General features: G+C 41.6%; 16 protein-coding genes and 2 pseudogenes. All 18 read right to left on the reverse strand.

Features of this window, described 5'->3' with window-relative positions:
• Nucleotides 1-526: pseudogene (locus ADI74_RS03235) on the reverse strand (endo-beta-N-acetylglucosaminidase); the annotation flags it as partial.
• Between the two features lie 90 nt (nucleotides 527-616).
• Nucleotides 617-2,338 carry an aminodeoxychorismate synthase component I gene (gene pabB / locus ADI74_RS03240; protein ID WP_049536989.1) on the reverse strand — a complete coding sequence of 574 codons (1,722 nt, stop codon included), beginning with the start codon at nucleotides 2,336-2,338 and terminating at the stop codon, nucleotides 617-619.
• A gap of 230 nt (nucleotides 2,339-2,568) precedes the next feature.
• Entirely contained in the window at nucleotides 2,569-3,096 is a 528-nt protein-coding gene (locus tag ADI74_RS03245) for an AAA family ATPase (RefSeq protein ID WP_007518403.1), read from the reverse strand.
• 55 nt (nucleotides 3,097-3,151) lie between these two features.
• Nucleotides 3,152-3,715, reverse strand: coding sequence for a TIGR01440 family protein (locus ADI74_RS03250; protein ID WP_049536990.1), 564 nt, complete (start codon nucleotides 3,713-3,715; stop codon nucleotides 3,152-3,154).
• Between the two features lie 109 nt (nucleotides 3,716-3,824).
• Nucleotides 3,825-5,516 carry a cache domain-containing sensor histidine kinase gene (locus ADI74_RS03255; RefSeq protein WP_049536991.1) on the reverse strand — a complete coding sequence of 564 codons (1,692 nt, stop codon included), beginning with the start codon at nucleotides 5,514-5,516 and terminating at the stop codon, nucleotides 3,825-3,827.
• On the reverse strand, nucleotides 5,513-6,250 hold the full coding sequence (locus tag ADI74_RS03260) for a response regulator transcription factor (protein ID WP_049536992.1): 738 nt from the start codon (nucleotides 6,248-6,250) through the stop codon (nucleotides 5,513-5,515). Before ADI74_RS03260 ends, ADI74_RS03255 begins: the two co-directional genes overlap by 4 nt.
• Before the next feature lie 70 nt (nucleotides 6,251-6,320).
• Nucleotides 6,321-7,433 (reverse strand): peptide-methionine (R)-S-oxide reductase MsrB, encoded by a 1,113-nt coding sequence (gene msrB, locus ADI74_RS03265; RefSeq protein WP_049536993.1) that lies wholly within the window; start codon nucleotides 7,431-7,433, stop codon nucleotides 6,321-6,323.
• A 9-nt stretch (nucleotides 7,434-7,442) separates the two neighbouring features.
• A complete protein-coding gene (locus ADI74_RS03270) occupies nucleotides 7,443-8,006 on the reverse strand; it encodes a redoxin family protein (protein WP_049536996.1) in 564 nt (187 codons plus the stop codon).
• A 13-nt stretch (nucleotides 8,007-8,019) separates the two neighbouring features.
• Nucleotides 8,020-8,730, reverse strand: a pseudogene (gene ccdA2 / locus ADI74_RS03275) (thiol-disulfide oxidoreductase-associated membrane protein CcdA2).
• A gap of 163 nt (nucleotides 8,731-8,893) precedes the next feature.
• Entirely contained in the window at nucleotides 8,894-9,445 is a 552-nt protein-coding gene (locus tag ADI74_RS03280; protein WP_049536997.1) for a GNAT family N-acetyltransferase, read from the reverse strand.
• Between the two features lie 346 nt (nucleotides 9,446-9,791).
• Nucleotides 9,792-10,616, reverse strand: coding sequence for an ammonia-dependent NAD(+) synthetase (gene nadE / locus ADI74_RS03285; protein WP_049536998.1), 825 nt, complete (start codon nucleotides 10,614-10,616; stop codon nucleotides 9,792-9,794).
• The gene (locus tag ADI74_RS03290) at nucleotides 10,613-12,073 is read right to left on the reverse strand and encodes a nicotinate phosphoribosyltransferase (RefSeq protein WP_049536999.1); all 1,461 of its coding nucleotides are present in this window, start codon (nucleotides 12,071-12,073) and stop codon (nucleotides 10,613-10,615) included. The genes nadE and ADI74_RS03290 overlap by 4 nt, the downstream gene beginning before the upstream one ends.
• 116 nt (nucleotides 12,074-12,189) lie before the next feature.
• The gene (locus tag ADI74_RS03295; RefSeq protein WP_049537000.1) at nucleotides 12,190-12,678 is read right to left on the reverse strand and encodes a DUF6773 family protein; all 489 of its coding nucleotides are present in this window, start codon (nucleotides 12,676-12,678) and stop codon (nucleotides 12,190-12,192) included.
• Nucleotides 12,668-12,877 carry a helix-turn-helix transcriptional regulator gene (locus ADI74_RS03300; protein WP_001107501.1) on the reverse strand — a complete coding sequence of 70 codons (210 nt, stop codon included), beginning with the start codon at nucleotides 12,875-12,877 and terminating at the stop codon, nucleotides 12,668-12,670. The genes ADI74_RS03295 and ADI74_RS03300 overlap by 11 nt, the downstream gene beginning before the upstream one ends.
• 198 nt (nucleotides 12,878-13,075) lie before the next feature.
• Nucleotides 13,076-13,486 (reverse strand): GNAT family N-acetyltransferase, encoded by a 411-nt coding sequence (locus ADI74_RS03305; RefSeq protein WP_080980344.1) that lies wholly within the window; start codon nucleotides 13,484-13,486, stop codon nucleotides 13,076-13,078.
• A 99-nt stretch (nucleotides 13,487-13,585) separates the two neighbouring features.
• Nucleotides 13,586-14,950, reverse strand: a complete 1,365-nt coding sequence (locus tag ADI74_RS03310) for an amino acid permease (protein WP_000006111.1) — start codon at nucleotides 14,948-14,950, stop codon at nucleotides 13,586-13,588.
• Between the two features lie 78 nt (nucleotides 14,951-15,028).
• Entirely contained in the window at nucleotides 15,029-15,511 is a 483-nt protein-coding gene (greA, locus tag ADI74_RS03315; RefSeq protein ID WP_000818752.1) for a transcription elongation factor GreA, read from the reverse strand.
• Between the two features lie 63 nt (nucleotides 15,512-15,574).
• Complete coding sequence (gene mltG, locus ADI74_RS03320) at nucleotides 15,575-17,326, reverse strand: endolytic transglycosylase MltG (protein ID WP_080980345.1); 1,752 nt, start codon at nucleotides 17,324-17,326, stop codon at nucleotides 15,575-15,577.
• Nucleotides 17,327-17,369: the final 43 nt, after the last annotated feature.

The raw sequence follows: 17,369 nt of genomic DNA on the forward strand, positions 1-17,369 counted from the left end.
AAGCATTTTGGACATAGTTTCCCGAAGCATTTAGATAGAAATAAGAATTAGCTTTTTTATCAAAAATCCACTTATTAGTAACTTTAGTACCATTTTGATAGTATGATGAGCCTACCCAACCAGACTGAGCTGTAGATTTGGACTTATCCTCTTTAGGACTTGTATTTTTTGCCTGCTCAGGAGATTTTTGTGCTGGTGTTTTCGGTTTCTCAGCAGGATTTTGAGCTGGCGTTTTCGACTTCTCAGCTTGATTTTGCGCTGGTGTTTTCGATTTCTCAGCTTGATTTGGTGCTGGTGTTTTCGGTTTCTCAGCAGGATTTTGCTCTGGCGTTTTTGACTTCTCAGCTTGATTTGGCGCCGAAGTTGTATTCTCTTTTAGAATCTTACCGTTTTTAGATACATCCTTTTCTTGAGCAGAAACATGCTGAGCCGAAAAAGGAAAGGCTCCAGTTGTATCTGTAAGTGAAAGAAGTCCCAGTGTTGCAGTTGCTAAGCTAGTTACTAAAATTTTTTTTGATTTTTTCATCAAAAATCTCCCTTAAATTTTTATTGTTTACGGTTACATTATAACACAAATATGTATTAATATATACTAAAAACTATTAATCGATAAAACTCACAATACTATTAATTCCAACTCATACAAGCCTCTGACTGCATTACAGCCATAGATAGTCTCCGCTTGGTTCAAGTCTGCCAAAGTCAAAACTTTTTCCTCTACCTGTCCTCTTTCCAGCAAATGTTGACGATAAATTCCTGGCAAAATCCCTAGACTGATAGGCGGTGTGTAGAGCTTACCATTAATTTTTAAGACCAGATTTCCAATAGAGGTTTCTAATAGCTCTCCTACCACATTATGGTAAATGATTTCCTGTTCCCCTAAGCTCAAGTGCGGTCTGTGAGTGGTTTTGAAGTAGGTAAATGGCGTTTGCAAATCAGCTTCTTGCAGACAAAGTTTGGCTTTGCAGAAGGTCGGACTAAGAGGTTCCAATATTTGGGGACTGAGTTCCATCTCTCCAGACTTGCTGATAGTAATTCGCAAACGGTAGTCTTGGTGGGAATCACAAGCTTGACACTCTTCCTCTATCTTTTGTCTCATTTTTTTTGGATCAAAAGGATAGGCAAAATAACGACTCGCCTTTGTCAATCTTTCCAGATGTTGATCTTCAAATAGCAGGCTCTTCTGACTGATTCTTCCTGTAGTAATCAATTTGAAACGAGCTTGTTTACGGTAGAGAACAGCCGCCTTTTGATGAACTTCACGGTACTCAGACTCCCAGGTGCTATCCCAAGTAATCCCTCCGCCAACTCCATAAATGGCTTGACCCTTGTGAAGTTGGATAGTCCGAATGGCGACATTAAAAATCCGTCGCCCATTTGGAAGCAAGATACCAATCGTTCCACAGTAAACTCCTCTGGGTTGTGGCTCCAAGTCCTTGATGATTTCCATGGTCGCAATTTTGGGAGCTCCTGTGATGGATCCACAAGGAAAGAGTGACTGAAAAATGGCAACCAAGTCCACATACTCTCGCAACTGACTCTTGATGGTCGAAGTCATCTGCCAAACAGTCGAATACTGCTCCACTTGGCACAGACACTCCACATGCTCACTGCCCACTTCAGAAATACGGTTCATATCATTTCGCAAGAGATCCACAATCATCATATTTTCAGAGCGATTTTTAGGATCCTGCTCCAACCAAGCTGCCTCTTTCAAATCATCATCGTCAGTCAGACCACGTTTAGTTGTTCCCTTCATTGGACGAGTCGTTAATTCTCGGTCATTTTGCTCAAAAAAGAGCTCTGGGCTCATGGAAATCACTGCCATCTCATCATGTTCAACATAGGCATTGTAGCCCGCCTCCTGCTCTACCACCATGCGATTGTAGATGGCAAAAGGATTAGCACTCAAGTCTTGCTTGAGTTGGACAGTGTAATTTACCTGATAGGTGTCCCCCTGACGCAAATGATGGTGAATCTGGGAAATAGATTTTTCATAGTCCTCTGCAGATGTTACTTCCTGCCACTTTGAAGGCAAATCTACTTCCTCATAAGTCAGTGGAATAGGGGATGTTTCCACCCTATCATGAACTGTAAAGTAAAGCAAGTACTCGCCCAGTAAAGGAGCTTTATGAACTGCTAGTTTTTCCTCAAAAGCAGGTGCAGCCTCATAGCTAACATAGCCCACCACATAATATCCTTGCTCTTGGTAGCTCTCCACCTGTGCCAGCAGGTCCGCGACTTCTGCTAAATCTCTCGTTTTTAACTCTTTTATAGGCTGGGTAAAGGTAAATCTCTCCCCCAAAGCTCTAAAATCAATCACTGTTTTTCTATGCATACCTTAAGTATAGCACAAAAAAGCCGACCTAGAACAGCTAAATCCAGCTTTGTTTATTGATTTCCATAACTAAAAATCTTCTCTAAGTTGCTTTTTTCTACTTTTGGCAATTCTCCATCAGATAGCACCCCTTCTTCTTGTAAAAAATGGTCTTATTTGGAGCACTTTTCACAAAAATTCAACAAAAACAGAGAGAGTCTTGGTTGCTATACCCTCACTCTCTCTGTTTTTTACTGTTCAGAAATTAAAAATTGATTTGAAGTTTTAATGATGTTTACCGTTTCCTTGACATCTAAATCATCCGTGAATAGAAAATGATGTTTCTCACTATTTTTAGCTAGAAACTCATTTCTTGCTTGGATTGATAAATCGCCCGTTCTCTCAATTTCTTTTCGAGAAGAATCCCTATCTTTCAAGGTTTCTTCTTGAGCCATTAGGACACAATATTTTAGCTTAATTCGTTTTTCTTTTAAGAAGGCTGCAATTTTCTTCAGTTGATCTTCAAATATGACATACTCTATCACGACAGTAATGCCACGATCCAAGAAATTATTGGTCAGACTGATGATATTATCCCAGAATAAATCCATGTAAAATCCATCATCTTCCCAAGGAGCTACGAGACCTCCTTTAATCATTAAGTAAATCATGTCGCCCTCTATAACTGCACTTTTGTCAAAAGAATAGGCCAACTCTTTGCTGACGGTGCTCTTTCCAACGCCTGGGGGACCTGAAATAATATAAACACAATTTTCCAACCTTATACCTCTACATACTTGAAATATCTCTAACTTACGATAACTTTCAGCCCACTTATGACTTTCTGATAGAATCTTCTGGATACTGCGCACGCGCACCTCCAATTAATTTTGGACGACTTGCGAGAGCCGTTACATGGGCATGCCCAATCTCTCGTAGTACAGGACGAATCGGTACCTGCACATGCTTGACATGCATGCCAATTGCAGTATCTCCGATATCAATCCCTGCATGAGCCTTGATAAATTCAACCTCAACTGGATCCTGCATAAACTTGAAGGCTGCCAATTGACCCGAACCTCCTGCATGAAGTGTAGGAAGGACACTGACGATTTCAAGACCAAACTGCTCTGCCACCTGACGTTCAACGACGAGGGCTCGATTGACATGTTCACAACCTTGAACGGCTAGATGAATTCCTTTCCCTCCCAGGATATCTAGGATCGTCTTCACAATGATTTCCCCAATTTCTTGGCTGGATTCCTTGCCAATCTGGCCACCTATCACCTCACTAGAAGAAAGGCCCAAAACAAAGATAGCTCCTTGCTTCAAATCAGCCTTTTCTAATACATCTTCAACAATCTGGCTTGTTGCTCTTTGAATGTCTTTTTCCGTCATACTTGATACCTCTTTTGTTACTATCTATCATATCTTTTTTTACTGATTTTATCAAGGCCAACTAATCATTCTGATTTTTAATAGCAAAACTCCCAGAATTGACTGGGAGTTAGCTAGTTGCTAATTTATTGATGTATATTTCAACTGTCGTCCCTTTTTCGGGTGCAGAATTAATCTTCATCTGGTAATTGTCTCCAAAATGAAGTTTGAGTCGTTGGTCGACATTTTGAAGACCAACTCCCCCACGTTTGAGCTGACTTTGACTACTATCGTCAGGATTTTGGAAACCAACGCCATCATCCTCAATGCGGATGATTAGTCCTGAATCCTTTTTATGGACGGAAACTTTAATATGTCCCTGTCCATCTTTCTCCTTGATGCCGTGATAAAGAGCATTTTCTACTAGGGGTTGTAGCACCAGTTTAGGCAAGACTAAATTATCAAAGTCAGGATCTTCAGCAATTTCATACTCCAGCTTATCCCCATAACGTTGTTTCTGGATAAAGAGGTACTGGCGGACATGATTGATTTCATCAGAAAGAGAAATCAAGTCCTTTCCTTGATTGAGCGCCAAGCGGAAATAGGTTGCCAAGGACTTAGTCACCTGAACCACTCGCTGACTATCCTGAAACTCAGCCATCCAGATGATAGTGTCCAAAGTATTATAGAGGAAATGGGGGTTAATCTGGCTTGACAAGGCTTGAAGTTCATACTGCCGGGTCGCTTCTTCCTGCCTGCGAATAGCTGCCATCAGCTGATCAATCTGATCCAACATGGCATTAAACTGGCGAGTCACTTCTCTCAGTTCATAGGCGCCAGCTTCCTTAGCACGAAGATTTTGTGTACCAGAAGCAATTTTCAGCATGGTTTCTCTCAGGTCCTTCAAAGGGGCAATCCAGCGTTTGAGACTGAACCACACCAAGCAGATACAGGCAAGAAGAGATGTCACACTGGCCCCAAGAAAGGTCCACATGAGTTGACTCCGAACCAGGTCTAACTTCTCCAACGAAGACACGCCTATAACCGTCCAATCAGTCCCTGCAATCTGTTCTTGACTGACGTAGGATTGATGATCCAGCGTATAGCCCTGCCCCGTCTCGATGTAGGGTTTCATAGCCTCCATTTCACTTGCTGAGCTATAGACAGTACGTTTAGGATGGTAGACAAATTCATGGTTTTCATTGATGATAAAGGCAAAGCCCTGATGGCCCAACTGGAGTTGGTTGAGATAGGCTTCCAGAGTTTCATAGGAAATATCCAAGCGAAGCACGCCAAGATTGGCTCCCTTTGCATCAACAAGTTCCTGAGTGACAGAAATAACCCACTGACTATCCGATTTACGAGCTGGTGTCAAAACTGGCTTAGCTCCCTGATGAATAGCCTTTTGGTACCAATCCTCAGCCATCATATCAGAGGAAGTTTTCATCTGCACACTGTCATCTGTAGAAATAACCTGACCTGATTTGGTGACCAGTACCACCGTTTTCAAGTCCTGGTCTGCCTTTAAGATAGTCAAAAACAGATCTCTGATTCCCTTGACCTGGTCTTGGTTAGAATTCTCAGCATAGGCTAAGACATCCTTCTGCTGGGTCAAACTGGTAGAGGTGGTTTCTAATTTTTTGATATAAGACTGAATAAAGTGGCTAGTCTGGCTAATTGTCGTTTGGCTATTACCCTCAATAGTGGACTCAATGGCTGATGAACTAGATTGATAGTAGAAAGTCCCAACCAGAGCTAGGAGAATGAGAAAGACCAGAAAGATAGAAATAACCATTCTGACTAGGAGAGAAGAACGTTTCATTGACCTTCCCCCTTCTTAAACTGACGAGGTGTCACACCTGCAATCTGTTTAAAACGTTGGGTAAAATAGTTCATATCTTCAAAACCAACCTTTTCGGCTATCTGGTAAATCTTTAAATCCGTGGTCAAAAGCAAGAGCTTGGCTTGTTTGACACGCTCTCTCACCAGGTAATCCTGAAAAGGCAAACCCAACTCTTTCTTAATCAAGGAGCTCAGATAAGTCGGACTAAAGCCCAAGTCACTGGCCAAAGACTTCAAACTAAACTGACTGTCAGCCAGATGAGACTGGATCTTCTGAGCCAGGTTTCCCTCAAACTTATCGGTTAATAAATCTTGTAACTGCTCTTCTTTTTCTTCCTTGTCTAGTTTTTGCTTGATTTTCCCCAACATTTCCTCAATATCCTGACGAGAAAAGGGCTTGAGCAGGTAGTCATCTACACCGAGTTTGACGGCAGACAAGGCATAATCAAAATCATCGTAGCCAGTCAAAAAAACCAAATGCACCTGAGGATAGGTTTCTCGGACCAGACTGGCCAACTGGATGCCATTTAGCTGAGGCATGTTGATATCGGTTAAAATGATATCTGGCACCTGCTTTTGAATCAAGTCCCAAGCCTGCCTTCCATTTTCAGCCTGACCGATGATTTCCATATCGTAGGCTGCTACATTGACCAGCTTGGTCAAGCCTTGTCTTACCAGATACTCATCTTCTACGATTAAGATTGTGTAGGTCATGCTCTGCTCCTTTGTCACTTACTAGTATCAGTATAGCAAAATTCTCCTCTAACTGCTTAGAAAAGACTTCTTAATCAACATAATCTAGTAAATAAGCATAACCTTTTTCTGCCATTTGATCTTTGGGAATAAAGCGGATAGAGAGACTATTGATACAGTAGCGTAAGCCCCCCTTGTCCTGAGGCCCATCTGTAAAGACATGGCCAAGGTGAGAATCTCCAACTCTGCTCCGCACTTCCATACGCGTCATATTGTAAGACTTATCTTCCTTGTAGGTGGCAACATCTGGACTGATTGGTTGGGTGAAACTAGGCCATCCGCAACCAGACTCAAACTTGTCCTTTGATGAAAAGAGGGGTTCGCCAGTAGCGACATCTACATAGATACCGGATTCAAATTTATCCCAGTAGCGGTTTGAAAAAGCTCGTTCTGTTTGATTTTTCTGGGTAACTGCATACTCCTCAGGTGACAAGTTCTTTTTCAATTCCTCATCACTTGGTTTAGGATATTTACTGGCATCGATGACGGGGTAGGCAGCCTGATTGACATTGATATGACAGTAGCCATTTGGATTTTTCTTGAGGTAGTCTTGGTGGTAATCCTCAGCCACTACAAAATTCTTCAAGTTTTCCTTTTCAACTGCCAGAGGTTGGTCATATTTTTTAGCAACTTCATCAAAGACTTGGTTGATTACTTCCAAATCCTTGTCATCTGTGTAATAAACGCCGGTACGATACTGGGTCCCTACATCATTTCCTTGTTTATTTTTGCTGGTTGGATTGATAATGCGGAAGTAATGAAGCAGGATTTCTTTGAGGGAAATTTGGTTGGCGTCATAGGTGACATGGACAGTCTCTGCATGTCCTGTTTGGTTAATCAATTCGTACTTGGTTGTTTCCCCTCTACCATTTGCATAGCCTGAAACGGCATCTGTCACTCCAGGCACGCGTGAGAAGTATTCCTCCACTCCCCAGAAACATCCCCCAGCTAGATAAATTTCATGCAAGTCTGCGTCTTTGCTAATCTCTGTTTTTTTCACTGTTTTTCCTCCTTGGCTAACTGACGCTTTCTCAATTTGCGAGCTATCTGTCTGGCCTGCATTTCGCATCAATAGAAAATAGAAACCGCTTATGGCTAGGAGAATGACCCCTGCCAAGACAAACAATTTTACTTTATCATTCATGATCTTTCTCTACCCCATTTCTTTCAATTCTTTTAAAATCATATCCTTATCCATAAAACCTGGTTGCGTTTTGACCAGCTTGCCTTCCTTGTCTATAAAGGCTTGAGTCGGGTAAGAACGAATACCATAACTTTCCAAAAGTTTGCCTGACGGATCAATTAGAACTGGAAAATTTTTATAATCCAAGCCCTTGTACCAGTTCTTAAAGTCCGCTTCTGCTTGCTCCCCCTTGTGGCCAGGAGATACCACTGTCAAGACCACGTAGTCATCACCAGCATCCTTAGCAATTTCGTCCGTATCTGGAAGGCTGGCTAGACAGATGGAACACCAAGAAGCCCAGAATTTAAGATAGACTTTCTTGCCTTTGTAGTCAGATAAACGATAGGTCTTACCATCTACTCCCATCAGTTCAAAATCAGCGACTGCCTGACCTTTAGTCGCAGTTTGCGCACCGACTTGTTCTGTTTTGGTTTGCTCCTTCATAGTTGATTCGTCTGACATGTTTTTAGCCGAACAAGCTGCCAAGCAACAGATTGAGCCTACTCCAAGTAGACATGTTTGCCATTTCTTCATTTCTTCTTCCTCTCTATTCAAATAATCTTGTCAAAATAGAAGCATTTCCCAAAAGCACCAAGATTCCCATCAGGATAATGAGGAAACCACCCACTTTTTTGAGGGTTCCGAGGTAAGGATGGAGTTTTCGAAAATGTTTCAAAACATAGCTGGAGGCGAGAGCTAGAACCAAAAATGGTAGCGCCAAACCTAGCGTGTAAACCAACATGAGACCAGCTCCCTGTCAAGCACCTGAGCCACCTGAAGCCGCTAAGGCCAAAACAGACCCCAGAACTGGCCCCACACATGGCGTCCAAGCAAAACTAAAGGTCAACCCCAGTAAAAATGCCTGACTATAGCCGTTAGCGTTTTGACCCTGTCTCTTTAATTGTAGCCTTTTTTCCTTGTAGAGCCCCTTCAAATGTAAGACTTCCATCTGGTGTAAGCCCAAGAGAATGATAACTGCACCTGTCACATACTGAAACCAAGAAGCATACAGCAAATTGCCTAAAAAACCAGCTCCATAGCCCAGTAAGATAAAGATAAAAGAAATCCCCGCTATAAAGGCCAGAGTTCGCACTAAACTAACAAGTGAGATTGAAATTTTTCCGCTAGAAGCCTGAGCACCATCTTTGTCATCCAACAAGATCCCTGCATAGACCGGTAACAAGGGTAAGATACAAGGAGAAAAGAAGGAAAGAATTCCAGCAAGAAAAACACTGATAAAAAAGAATACATTGTCCATTGCCTTCCTCCATTCTTTGATTTGTTAAGTCTATTATAATTCCCAACTCTAAGAAAAAACAGGGACAATGATAGGAAAAAATAGGAATTTAATCAGTTTATTCAGAAATATGGTACAAAAAAAGCCAGACAAGGTCTGACTTTGATAGAAACAGAAAAGAAAATCACCTGTCTTCCCTACTTATCTGGTAATAAATAAGGTCCGAAACGTAGTCTTTTCTCTCCACACCATTGGCAATAGTTTTTAGATAGGACATTCCAGCCTTCTCCATCACACGGCCTGAAGCTGGGTTAAGACTGGCGTAACGAGCTCTGACCTTTTGAAAGCCTGCTTGAGTAAAACAAAAGTCTAACACAGCTCTCAAGGCTTCCGTCATCATACCACGACCCCAATAGTTTTTTCCTAAAATATATCCAATTTCACAACTTGAATCTTTCTCATTCATCTCAACGATGCTGATATCTCCTATCACTTGCTCAGGATTTTCTTTGAGACAAATGGCCCATTTGTAATAGTTGGGATTGGGATAGGATGCAACCCAATTTCGAATCGAGTTTCGAGTCACCTCGACATCAGGATGAGGATCCCAGGTGACATAGGTCAGATTCTCAGCAGACGAAGCCCAATTTTGAAACATGGCTTCCGCATCACTCTCCACAAATCTTCTCAAAATCAAACGATCTGTCTGTAACATTTGCGTACCGATTGCTTCCATAATGTTACCTCGCTTTCTAAGCTTAAGGCTCAAGCTAAAAAAGTCCCCCGGGCCTTCCTCGCTTTCTCATTTCTAGATTCAGGGTAAAAAGACTGTACTCAGTAACAGCTAGAAAACAAGTTTTTCATCTAGTTACTTGACGCAGTAGCTGTCTGGTTTGAAATGCGCTTTACCAAGATTTTTCAGACCTAGTCATCGTTGCGGGGGTGAGGCAAGGAAAATAGAACTCTACGAGTTACCGAATCTGCCTCGCTTTCTCGTTTCTAGACTCGGGCTAAAAAGGTCCCCCGGACCTACCTCGTTTTCCTATTTTTAGACTCGGGGTAAAAAGGTCCCACGGACCTTTTTACTCCCAAAAGTCATCAAATACGGTGATTGGTAGGTGGCGTTTGTGTTGGCCTTTGTGCCACCAGTTTTCAATAGTCGCTTGGGCTTCTGGGCTGATTATTTTGCCTTCGAGGTAGTCATCAATTTCATTGTAAGTGACTCCCAAGGCTACTTCATCTGCAATACCTGGTTTGTCTTCTTCCAAATCTGCTGTTGGGATTTTTTCATAAAGTGCTGGGTCCGCACCAAGTTCCTTCAAAAGTTGCTTTCCTTGGCGTTTATTGAGGCGGTAAAGAGGAAGAATGTCTGCACCACCGTCACCAAACTTAGTAAAGAATCCTGTGATATTTTCCGCAGCGTGGTCTGTTCCAATGACCGCTCCGCTATGGGCACCCGCAAGGGCATATTGGGCAATCATACGACTACGAGCCTTGATATTTCCCTTGTTAAAGTCTGAAACAGGACTTCCTGCCACTTCAACTGCAGCTGTCATGGCATCAGCTGATTCCTTGATATTTACAACCAAGCTGACATCTGGCTGGATGAAAGCGAGAGCTTTTTGTGCATCTGCTTCATCAGCTTGCACGCCATATGGCAGGCGGACAGCGATAAATTTGTAGCTGTTATCTCCAGTTTCTGCTCGCATTTCTTCCATAGCTAATTGCGCCAAGCGCCCTGCTAAGGTTGAGTCTTGTCCTCCAGAAATCCCTAGTACAAAGGTTTTAAGGAAGGGGTGTTTTTTTAGGTATTTTTTTAAGAAGTCAATGGAACGACGAATTTCTTCCTGGGCGTCAATCACTGGCTTGACACCCAGTTGCTGGATAATAGTCTCTTGCAAACTCATTCTTCTTCTCCTTCACCAAGAGCTTCTTTGCGCATCTTATCAATCAAGTCCATCTTATCTTGCCAAATATCACGCGCCAAGTCCACTGGATAGTGCTGCGGATTGAGCACACGCTTGTACTCATCCCATAGCTTGTCAAATTCCTTGCGAGCATAGGACTGAATCTCAGTCAAACTAGGCAAGTTGTAAACTAATGTTCCTGCTTTGAAAATATCCACCAAGAGAGGAACGGCATCAAAATTTCGAACGGTCTTTTTGATGTAGGTATAAGTTGGATGGAACATCTTGATTTCTGTCATGTCACTCACATCCACACCATCATAAGTGATGTAGTCGCCTTCTGACTTGCCTTTTTCACGACTGGTAATGCGCCATACCTGCTTCTTACCTGGCGTTGACACTTTTTCTGCATTATTAGACAGTTTGATGGTATTGCGCATCTGACCATTTTCATCTTCGATAGCCACAATCTTATAAACTGCCCCAAGAGCTGGCTGATCATAAGCTGTAATCAGCTTGGTTCCCACGCCCCAGACATCAATCTTGGCCTTTTGCATCTTGAGGTTGAGGATGGTATTTTCATCTAGGTCATTAGAAGCATAAATCTTAGCCTCTGTAAATCCAGCCTCGTCCAATTGCTGACGGACTTTCTTGGAAATGTAGGCAATATCCCCAGAGTCAATCCGTACACCCATAAAGTTAATCTGATCACCCAACTCACGCGCCACCTGAATGGCAGCTGGCACACCGATTCGCAACGTATCATAAGTATCCACAAGAAAGACACAATCACGATGGGTCGCCGCATAAGCCTTGAAGGCTTCATAGTCGTTTCCATAAACCTGTACCAAGGCATGGGCATGAGTCCCCAAGACAGGAATGCCAAAGAGCTTCCCTGCTCGCACGTTGCTAGTTCCGTTGGCTCCACCAATCACGGCTGCGCGTGTTCCCCAGATAGCTGCATCCATTTCTTGCGCACGACGTGTCCCGAACTCCATTAAGGGTTCATCCTCAATGACCGAACGAATACGTGCTGCCTTAGTCGCTATCAAGGTTTGAAAGTTAACGATGTTTAAGAGAGCCGTTTCGACCAATTGACATTGGGCTAGAGGCCCTTCCACCTGTACAATCGGTTCATTGGCAAAGACCAAGTCCCCTTCCTGAGCAGAACGGACTGTCAACTCCAACTTGAGATTGCGGAGGTAATCTAAGAACGCCCCATGATAGCCAAGCGTCTCCAAGTAGGCAATATCGCTATCTGAAAAGCGTAAGTCTTCAAGATAATGTACAATTCTTTCCAAACCAGCAAAAACCGCATAGCCGTTATTAAACGGTTGCTGGCGGAAGTAAACCTCAAAAACCGCCTTCTTATTGTGAATTCCTTGGTCAAAGTAAACTTGCATCATGTTAATCTGGTACAAGTCCGTGTGCAATGTCAAACTATCATCTGGATACATCTGTTTTCCTTCTTCCTACTTTACAAAGGTATGAACGTATTCTACCACTTTCACACCATCCGATAAATTAGTACTATTATAACACATTTTACTGAGATTGATAAAAAGCTAACAAGCTATTCTCCATTCTCCAATTCATCCATATCTTGCTCAAACTTTTTTTGAGCCCATTCGCCATAACTTTTAAGCCCAAGATTGCCGATAAAAACCCAAGGAAGGTAAATCAGATAAGTAATAACCCAAGCAGACAAATATTTAACGTTCAGAGGATTGTGCTGATAAATTTCGATATTGAATTGATAATTCTGCAACATCAAAAGAGTCGTAATAGCGAGAGTTACCAGCAAACACCCTATAATTGTAAAATGAAAACGACTATAGTAGTTCACACCCAAATCTCGAGCACGGCCGAAAAAGTAAGAAGTTCCAATAATGATAATGATGAGAATCATTCTCGGATTAAAAAGACTTGGTGCTAATACTGTAATCATATAAGATAAAAGCAAGAAAGCTATAGAGATATAGAAACTTTCAGCCCCCGCTTTATTCATCAGTTGTTCTTCTCTTTCGTCTAGTAATTGATAATAAAAAAATCTATTTTTCATCTTCTTCCTCCCAAAATAATTGATCTAAAGTTTTGCCTAAGCATCTGCAAATAGACTGGCAGAGGGAGAGACTAGGATTGTATTTCCCTGCTTCTATCAAGCCTATAGTCTGCCTCGTAACACCCACAGCCTCTGCCAAATCACCCTGTGTCATATCAAGCTCCACACGAGCTAGTTTTAACTTTAAATTTTTAGCCACTTGCATCCTCCTTCTATTTTTTAAAAAGTTACGCTTCTTTTAAAAACATTATACCATATATCTAACTTAATGCAATATATATATGTCATTTTGTAATATTTTATTAACAAAAAAACTCTCTATCATCTTACATGATAAAGAGTATTCGTTATTTTATGCCACTTAGCTAAGCTCCTCTTCAAAGGAAAGAAGTCTAGGTCACAAATCCTTTTGGTAATAGTATCTTTGCCCTGTATAGGGATAGTCTTGCAAGGTAAAGACTTCCTTGTAGCCATGACTTAGATAAAAATCTGGTGCTTGAAACTGGTAAGTGTTCACAAAAGCAAAACGACAGTTTCGATTCTTGGCTTCATTTTCTGCTTGCTGCAGTAGTTGCGAACCAATTCCTTGTCCCCTTAATTCCTCTTTGACAAACAAATATTCGATTTCCAACCAATTTCCGAAAGTCTCAGCTACTAAGCCCGCCATGAGATTGCCCTTTTCGTCCTCAACATAAAGGTTCAGTGGCTTACTTTCAGCCTCTTCTCTTTTAGAACGATTATAAGAACGAATCAGATTTCCTATTTCTTGCGCTTTATGCGATTCCTTATTTTCCAATCTAAGGTACATCCAAACCTCCTAATAAACTGCTACAGCTTGATTATAATCTTATTTCAATAGACTGTCAAACTAGAAAAACTCACCAAACAGAGTTGATGAGTTCATGATTTATTTTCTAAATTTCCACTGACTATAAATCCCAAAAACAAGGATCCAAATAGCAGAACCAACTGCCCCCATGAAAGTAGACTCTTGCAAAAAGAGGGTCACAAAAACAAAGACAAAAAAGAGAATGGTTAGGGGATTAAGCAAGCGATACTGAGGCATGAGGTAGCCATCAGCCATGAAATCTTGTGACTTGCGGTATTTGAGGTGAGCCACCATAATCAAGATATAAATAGCGATATAAACACCTGATGAGGATGCTGTGATCAAAGCAAAAGCATCTGAAACACCTGGCAACACATTGATAAAGGCGGCGAGAGCAATCAAGATTGCTGAGGCGATGATGGCATTTTGTGGAACATTGTGGCGAGAAAGGGTATCGACCTTGATGGCCTTTAAGAAACGATTGGGCGAATCATGGGCAATCTGATATAAGTGTCTCCCTGTTGAGTAGAGAGTTGAGTTAAGAGCAGACGCCGCTGAGGTCAAGACAACAAAGTTGATTAGAGCTGCTGCCCACTTGATTCCCGCCAGTTCAAAAACCGTTACAAATGGAGAATCTGAAGAATTAAGATAAGACCAAGGAATAATGGCCATAATCGCAATGAGAGCTCCCCCATAGAAGAAGATAATTCTGAGAGGAATTTCCTTAACAGCTTTGGGCAAGACCTGACGAGGGTTCTTTGTTTCAGAAGTTGTCACTCCGATAAATTCAATCATCAGATAGGCAAAAAATACCATTTGAAAGGCCATGACAAAGTTCATAACTCCGTTTGGAAAAAGAGAGAACTGGTCGCTGATATTTGCCAAACTTGCAACACCATGAGGTGTCTTAAAGCCCGTCAAAACCATAAAGACCCCAGTGGCAATCATGGCTAAAATCGCCACAATCTTGACCATAGCAAACCAAAACTCGACTTCTCCAAAGAGCTTAACCGCAATCAAGTTGACCAAAGCCAAAATCGTTAAAAAGACAAGCTGAATCATCCAGCTAGGCCAGGTAGGGAACCAGAAGCGGACATAGTCTGAGATGGCAGTGATTTCTGCCATACCGATAAAGACAACAGACAACCAATAAGACCAAACTGAAAAATATCCCCAGCCTTTCCCCAAATGACGGGTGATAAAGTTGATAAAGGTATGCTGTTCTGGATCCTGATACAGCATCTCCCCAACAGCTCTCATCATTAAAAACATAAAGGCTCCTGTAATCATATAAATCAGGATGATCGAAGGTCCTGTAAGGCTGATAGAGCGACCAGCACCTAGGAAAAGTCCTGTTCCGATTGTTCCCGCAATAGCCATCACCTGAACATGGCGATTGGTTAATCCACGCTCCATTTTATTTTTCTTCTTGTATTCACTCATATAGTCCCCCATTTCATCTAAAAAACCAAAAAGGAGTTGAACGAGGCGAAAAGCCTCCCCTACTCCTTTTTATTCTCATTAAGCTGTTTTTTCAACCTTCAAAATTTTTACTTGATAGCTGCCCACTGGTGTCTCGATGGTTGCTGTATCTCCAGTCTTTTTACCAATCAAGGCTTGTCCAATCGGACTCTCATTTGATACTTTACCAGCAAAAGCATCTGCACCCGCAGAACCAACGATGATGTAAACTTCTTCATCGTCTTCACCGACTTCTTGGATAGTTACAGTCTTACCAATCGCAACTTCATCCAGTGCAACTGCATCGCTGTTGACGATTTCAGCATAGCGAATCTTTGTTTCCAAACTAGAGATTTGTCCTTCAACAAAGGCTTGTTCATCTTTTGCTGCTTCATATTCACTGTTTTCTGAAAGGTCTCCGTATGAACGAGCGATTTTGATACGCTCTACAACTTCGGGACGACGAACCAGTTTCAATTCTTCTAATTCTTTTTCAAGTTTTTCCTTTTCTTCAAGGGTCATTGGGTAAGTTTTTTCTGCCATTTTTCTCAACTTTCTTTTTCTATTAGGTTTTTAAAACAAAATTATGTGGAAAACCACATAATTTTAGTTTGAACTACTTGATTGGGGTAATTTGCTATTGATATGCTCTGCAACATTTTGATCATGTTCTTCTTTGGTTGTTGCAAAGTATACTTTACCATCTTCTACATTGGCTACAAAGTACAAGTAGTCACTCTTTGTCTGATTTACACTTGCTTCAATAGCATCCAGACTTGGACTATCAACTGGTCCAGGCATGAGGCCAAGATGCGTATAGACATTGTATGGTGAGTCGATATTTGTATCAATTGTAGCGTCATCAGCTAAACTAATCTTTTGACCAAGTTTGCCTTGAGCATACAGGATAGCAATGTTGCTTTGAAGTGGCATACCGACATTCAAACGGTTATAGAAGACACCTGCAATGGTCTTGCGATCTTCCGTTTTAGCCCCTTCTTTTTCGACAAGAGAAGCAATGCTGAGCAATTCATTGACTGTCAGATTCTTTTCTTTAATCGTTGCGTAGTATGGTGACATAGCCTTGTCCATAGCAGCAACCATCTCATCAATCAAGCTTTCAACAGTTGTGCTTTCTTTGATAGTGTAGGTTGCTGGGAAAAGGTAGCCTTCAAGACGATAGCGAACGCCACTGTCTTTTGTTGGGAGGCTTCCAAGTAGGTTTGGATACTTAGCTACTAATTGGGAAATAAAGGTCTCATCTTGAGCTTTTGCCAAGAAAGCATCCGCAGTAAGAGGTTCTTTAAATTCACCTTGAAGTTGTCCTACTGTTTGAGCGATTTGCTCTAGTGTATAACCTTCTGGAATTGTCAAACTTGCAAGAACAGGCGCCTGAGCCTCAGGAGTCCCACCTTTTTGCAATTCTTGAATCAACTCATCCGTACTCATACTCTTCTTCAAGTTGTAATAACCTGACTTCAAGTTAGCATGGCTATAGTATTTAGCATAAAGACTAAAGATAAGTCCATGTTTAACCAAACCAGATTTTTCCAAGGTGCTTCCAATTTCTTGAACATTTGCACCATCTGGGATTTGAACCGTTACATAGTCCTTAGAGCTCGCATCCACAGGTTTCAAGGAATCTTGAACGTAACCATAACCAAAGTAACCACCAACTGTAACGAGTACTAGGAGAACTAGAACTGTTACTAGGCAACCTTTAGCTTTTGATTTTTTCTTTTTCTTAGTTGATGTTGCACCTTGACGACGACTACGACGTGGAGCATCAGCTAATCCACTGCTAGATTCTGTAGAAACAGGCTCAACTCTTTCAGGCATTCCTGGGGTGATTTCCTCTTTCTTGTCTTCTGTTTTATAAGTTACGGCTACCTTAGTAGGAGTATCGTTAAATTCTTTTTCTTCGGGTTTAAGCTCAACTGGTTCTACCTTAGGTTGAACAGGTTCCACTACAGGTTCTTCAGCCAGATGAATCGGCTCTACTAGAGGTTCTTCAGATTCTACAACTTCAATCTTGTCAATGATTGGCTGTCTAATCTCTTTCTCTTCTTGTCCATACGTTTCATCAGTTCTAGCACTTGAAAGTGGAGGAACACTTGGTGCATTCTTTAGGATTTTATCGACAACAGATAGGGAATCAGCCATCAACTCTTCTGTTGACGTTTCTGGTTCAAGATCTGAAGGAGTTGCTGAACTAGCTTGAGATGATGAAGCCGTCAGATTTGGAATCTCTACTTCTTTCTCTCTTTTATCTTGTTCTTTTACTCTTTCTAAATCACGTAGAATCTGCTCTTTAAAGCTTAATTTTTCTTCTTCTCTTGATTTTTCAGTCAAAAGCATTACCTCCTTGTTGACAATCCATAATATTATATCTTAAAAGTCG

It is taken from the genome of Streptococcus pseudopneumoniae (assembly GCF_001074565.1).
In the GTDB taxonomy this organism is placed as follows: Bacteria; Bacillota; Bacilli; order Lactobacillales; family Streptococcaceae; genus Streptococcus; species Streptococcus pseudopneumoniae_J.

Coding starts and splice junctions, on each gene's coding strand:
- mltG (WP_080980345.1), bottom strand. CDS start 17,326: ATGCTTTTGACTGAAAAATCAAGAGAAGAAGAAAAATTAAGCTTTAAA.
- ADI74_RS03310 (WP_000006111.1), bottom strand. CDS start 14,950: ATGAGTGAATACAAGAAGAAAAATAAAATGGAGCGTGGATTAACCAAT.
- greA (WP_000818752.1), bottom strand. CDS start 15,511: ATGGCAGAAAAAACTTACCCAATGACCCTTGAAGAAAAGGAAAAACTT.
- ADI74_RS03270 (WP_049536996.1), bottom strand. CDS start 8,006: ATGAAGAAATGGCAAACATGTCTACTTGGAGTAGGCTCAATCTGTTGC.
- msrB (WP_049536993.1), bottom strand. CDS start 7,433: ATGAATGATAAAGTAAAATTGTTTGTCTTGGCAGGGGTCATTCTCCTA.
- nadE (WP_049536998.1), bottom strand. CDS start 10,616: ATGAGTTTGCAAGAGACTATTATCCAGCAACTGGGTGTCAAGCCAGTG.
- ADI74_RS03305 (WP_080980344.1), bottom strand. CDS start 13,486: ATGTACCTTAGATTGGAAAATAAGGAATCGCATAAAGCGCAAGAAATA.
- ADI74_RS03260 (WP_049536992.1), bottom strand. CDS start 6,250: ATGACCTACACAATCTTAATCGTAGAAGATGAGTATCTGGTAAGACAA.
- ADI74_RS03255 (WP_049536991.1), bottom strand. CDS start 5,516: ATGAAACGTTCTTCTCTCCTAGTCAGAATGGTTATTTCTATCTTTCTG.
- ADI74_RS03250 (WP_049536990.1), bottom strand. CDS start 3,715: ATGACGGAAAAAGACATTCAAAGAGCAACAAGCCAGATTGTTGAAGAT.
- pabB (WP_049536989.1), bottom strand. CDS start 2,338: ATGCATAGAAAAACAGTGATTGATTTTAGAGCTTTGGGGGAGAGATTT.
- ADI74_RS03295 (WP_049537000.1), bottom strand. CDS start 12,678: ATGAAAAATAGATTTTTTTATTATCAATTACTAGACGAAAGAGAAGAA.
- ADI74_RS03290 (WP_049536999.1), bottom strand. CDS start 12,073: ATGTATCCAGATGATAGTTTGACATTGCACACGGACTTGTACCAGATT.
- ADI74_RS03280 (WP_049536997.1), bottom strand. CDS start 9,445: ATGGAAGCAATCGGTACGCAAATGTTACAGACAGATCGTTTGATTTTG.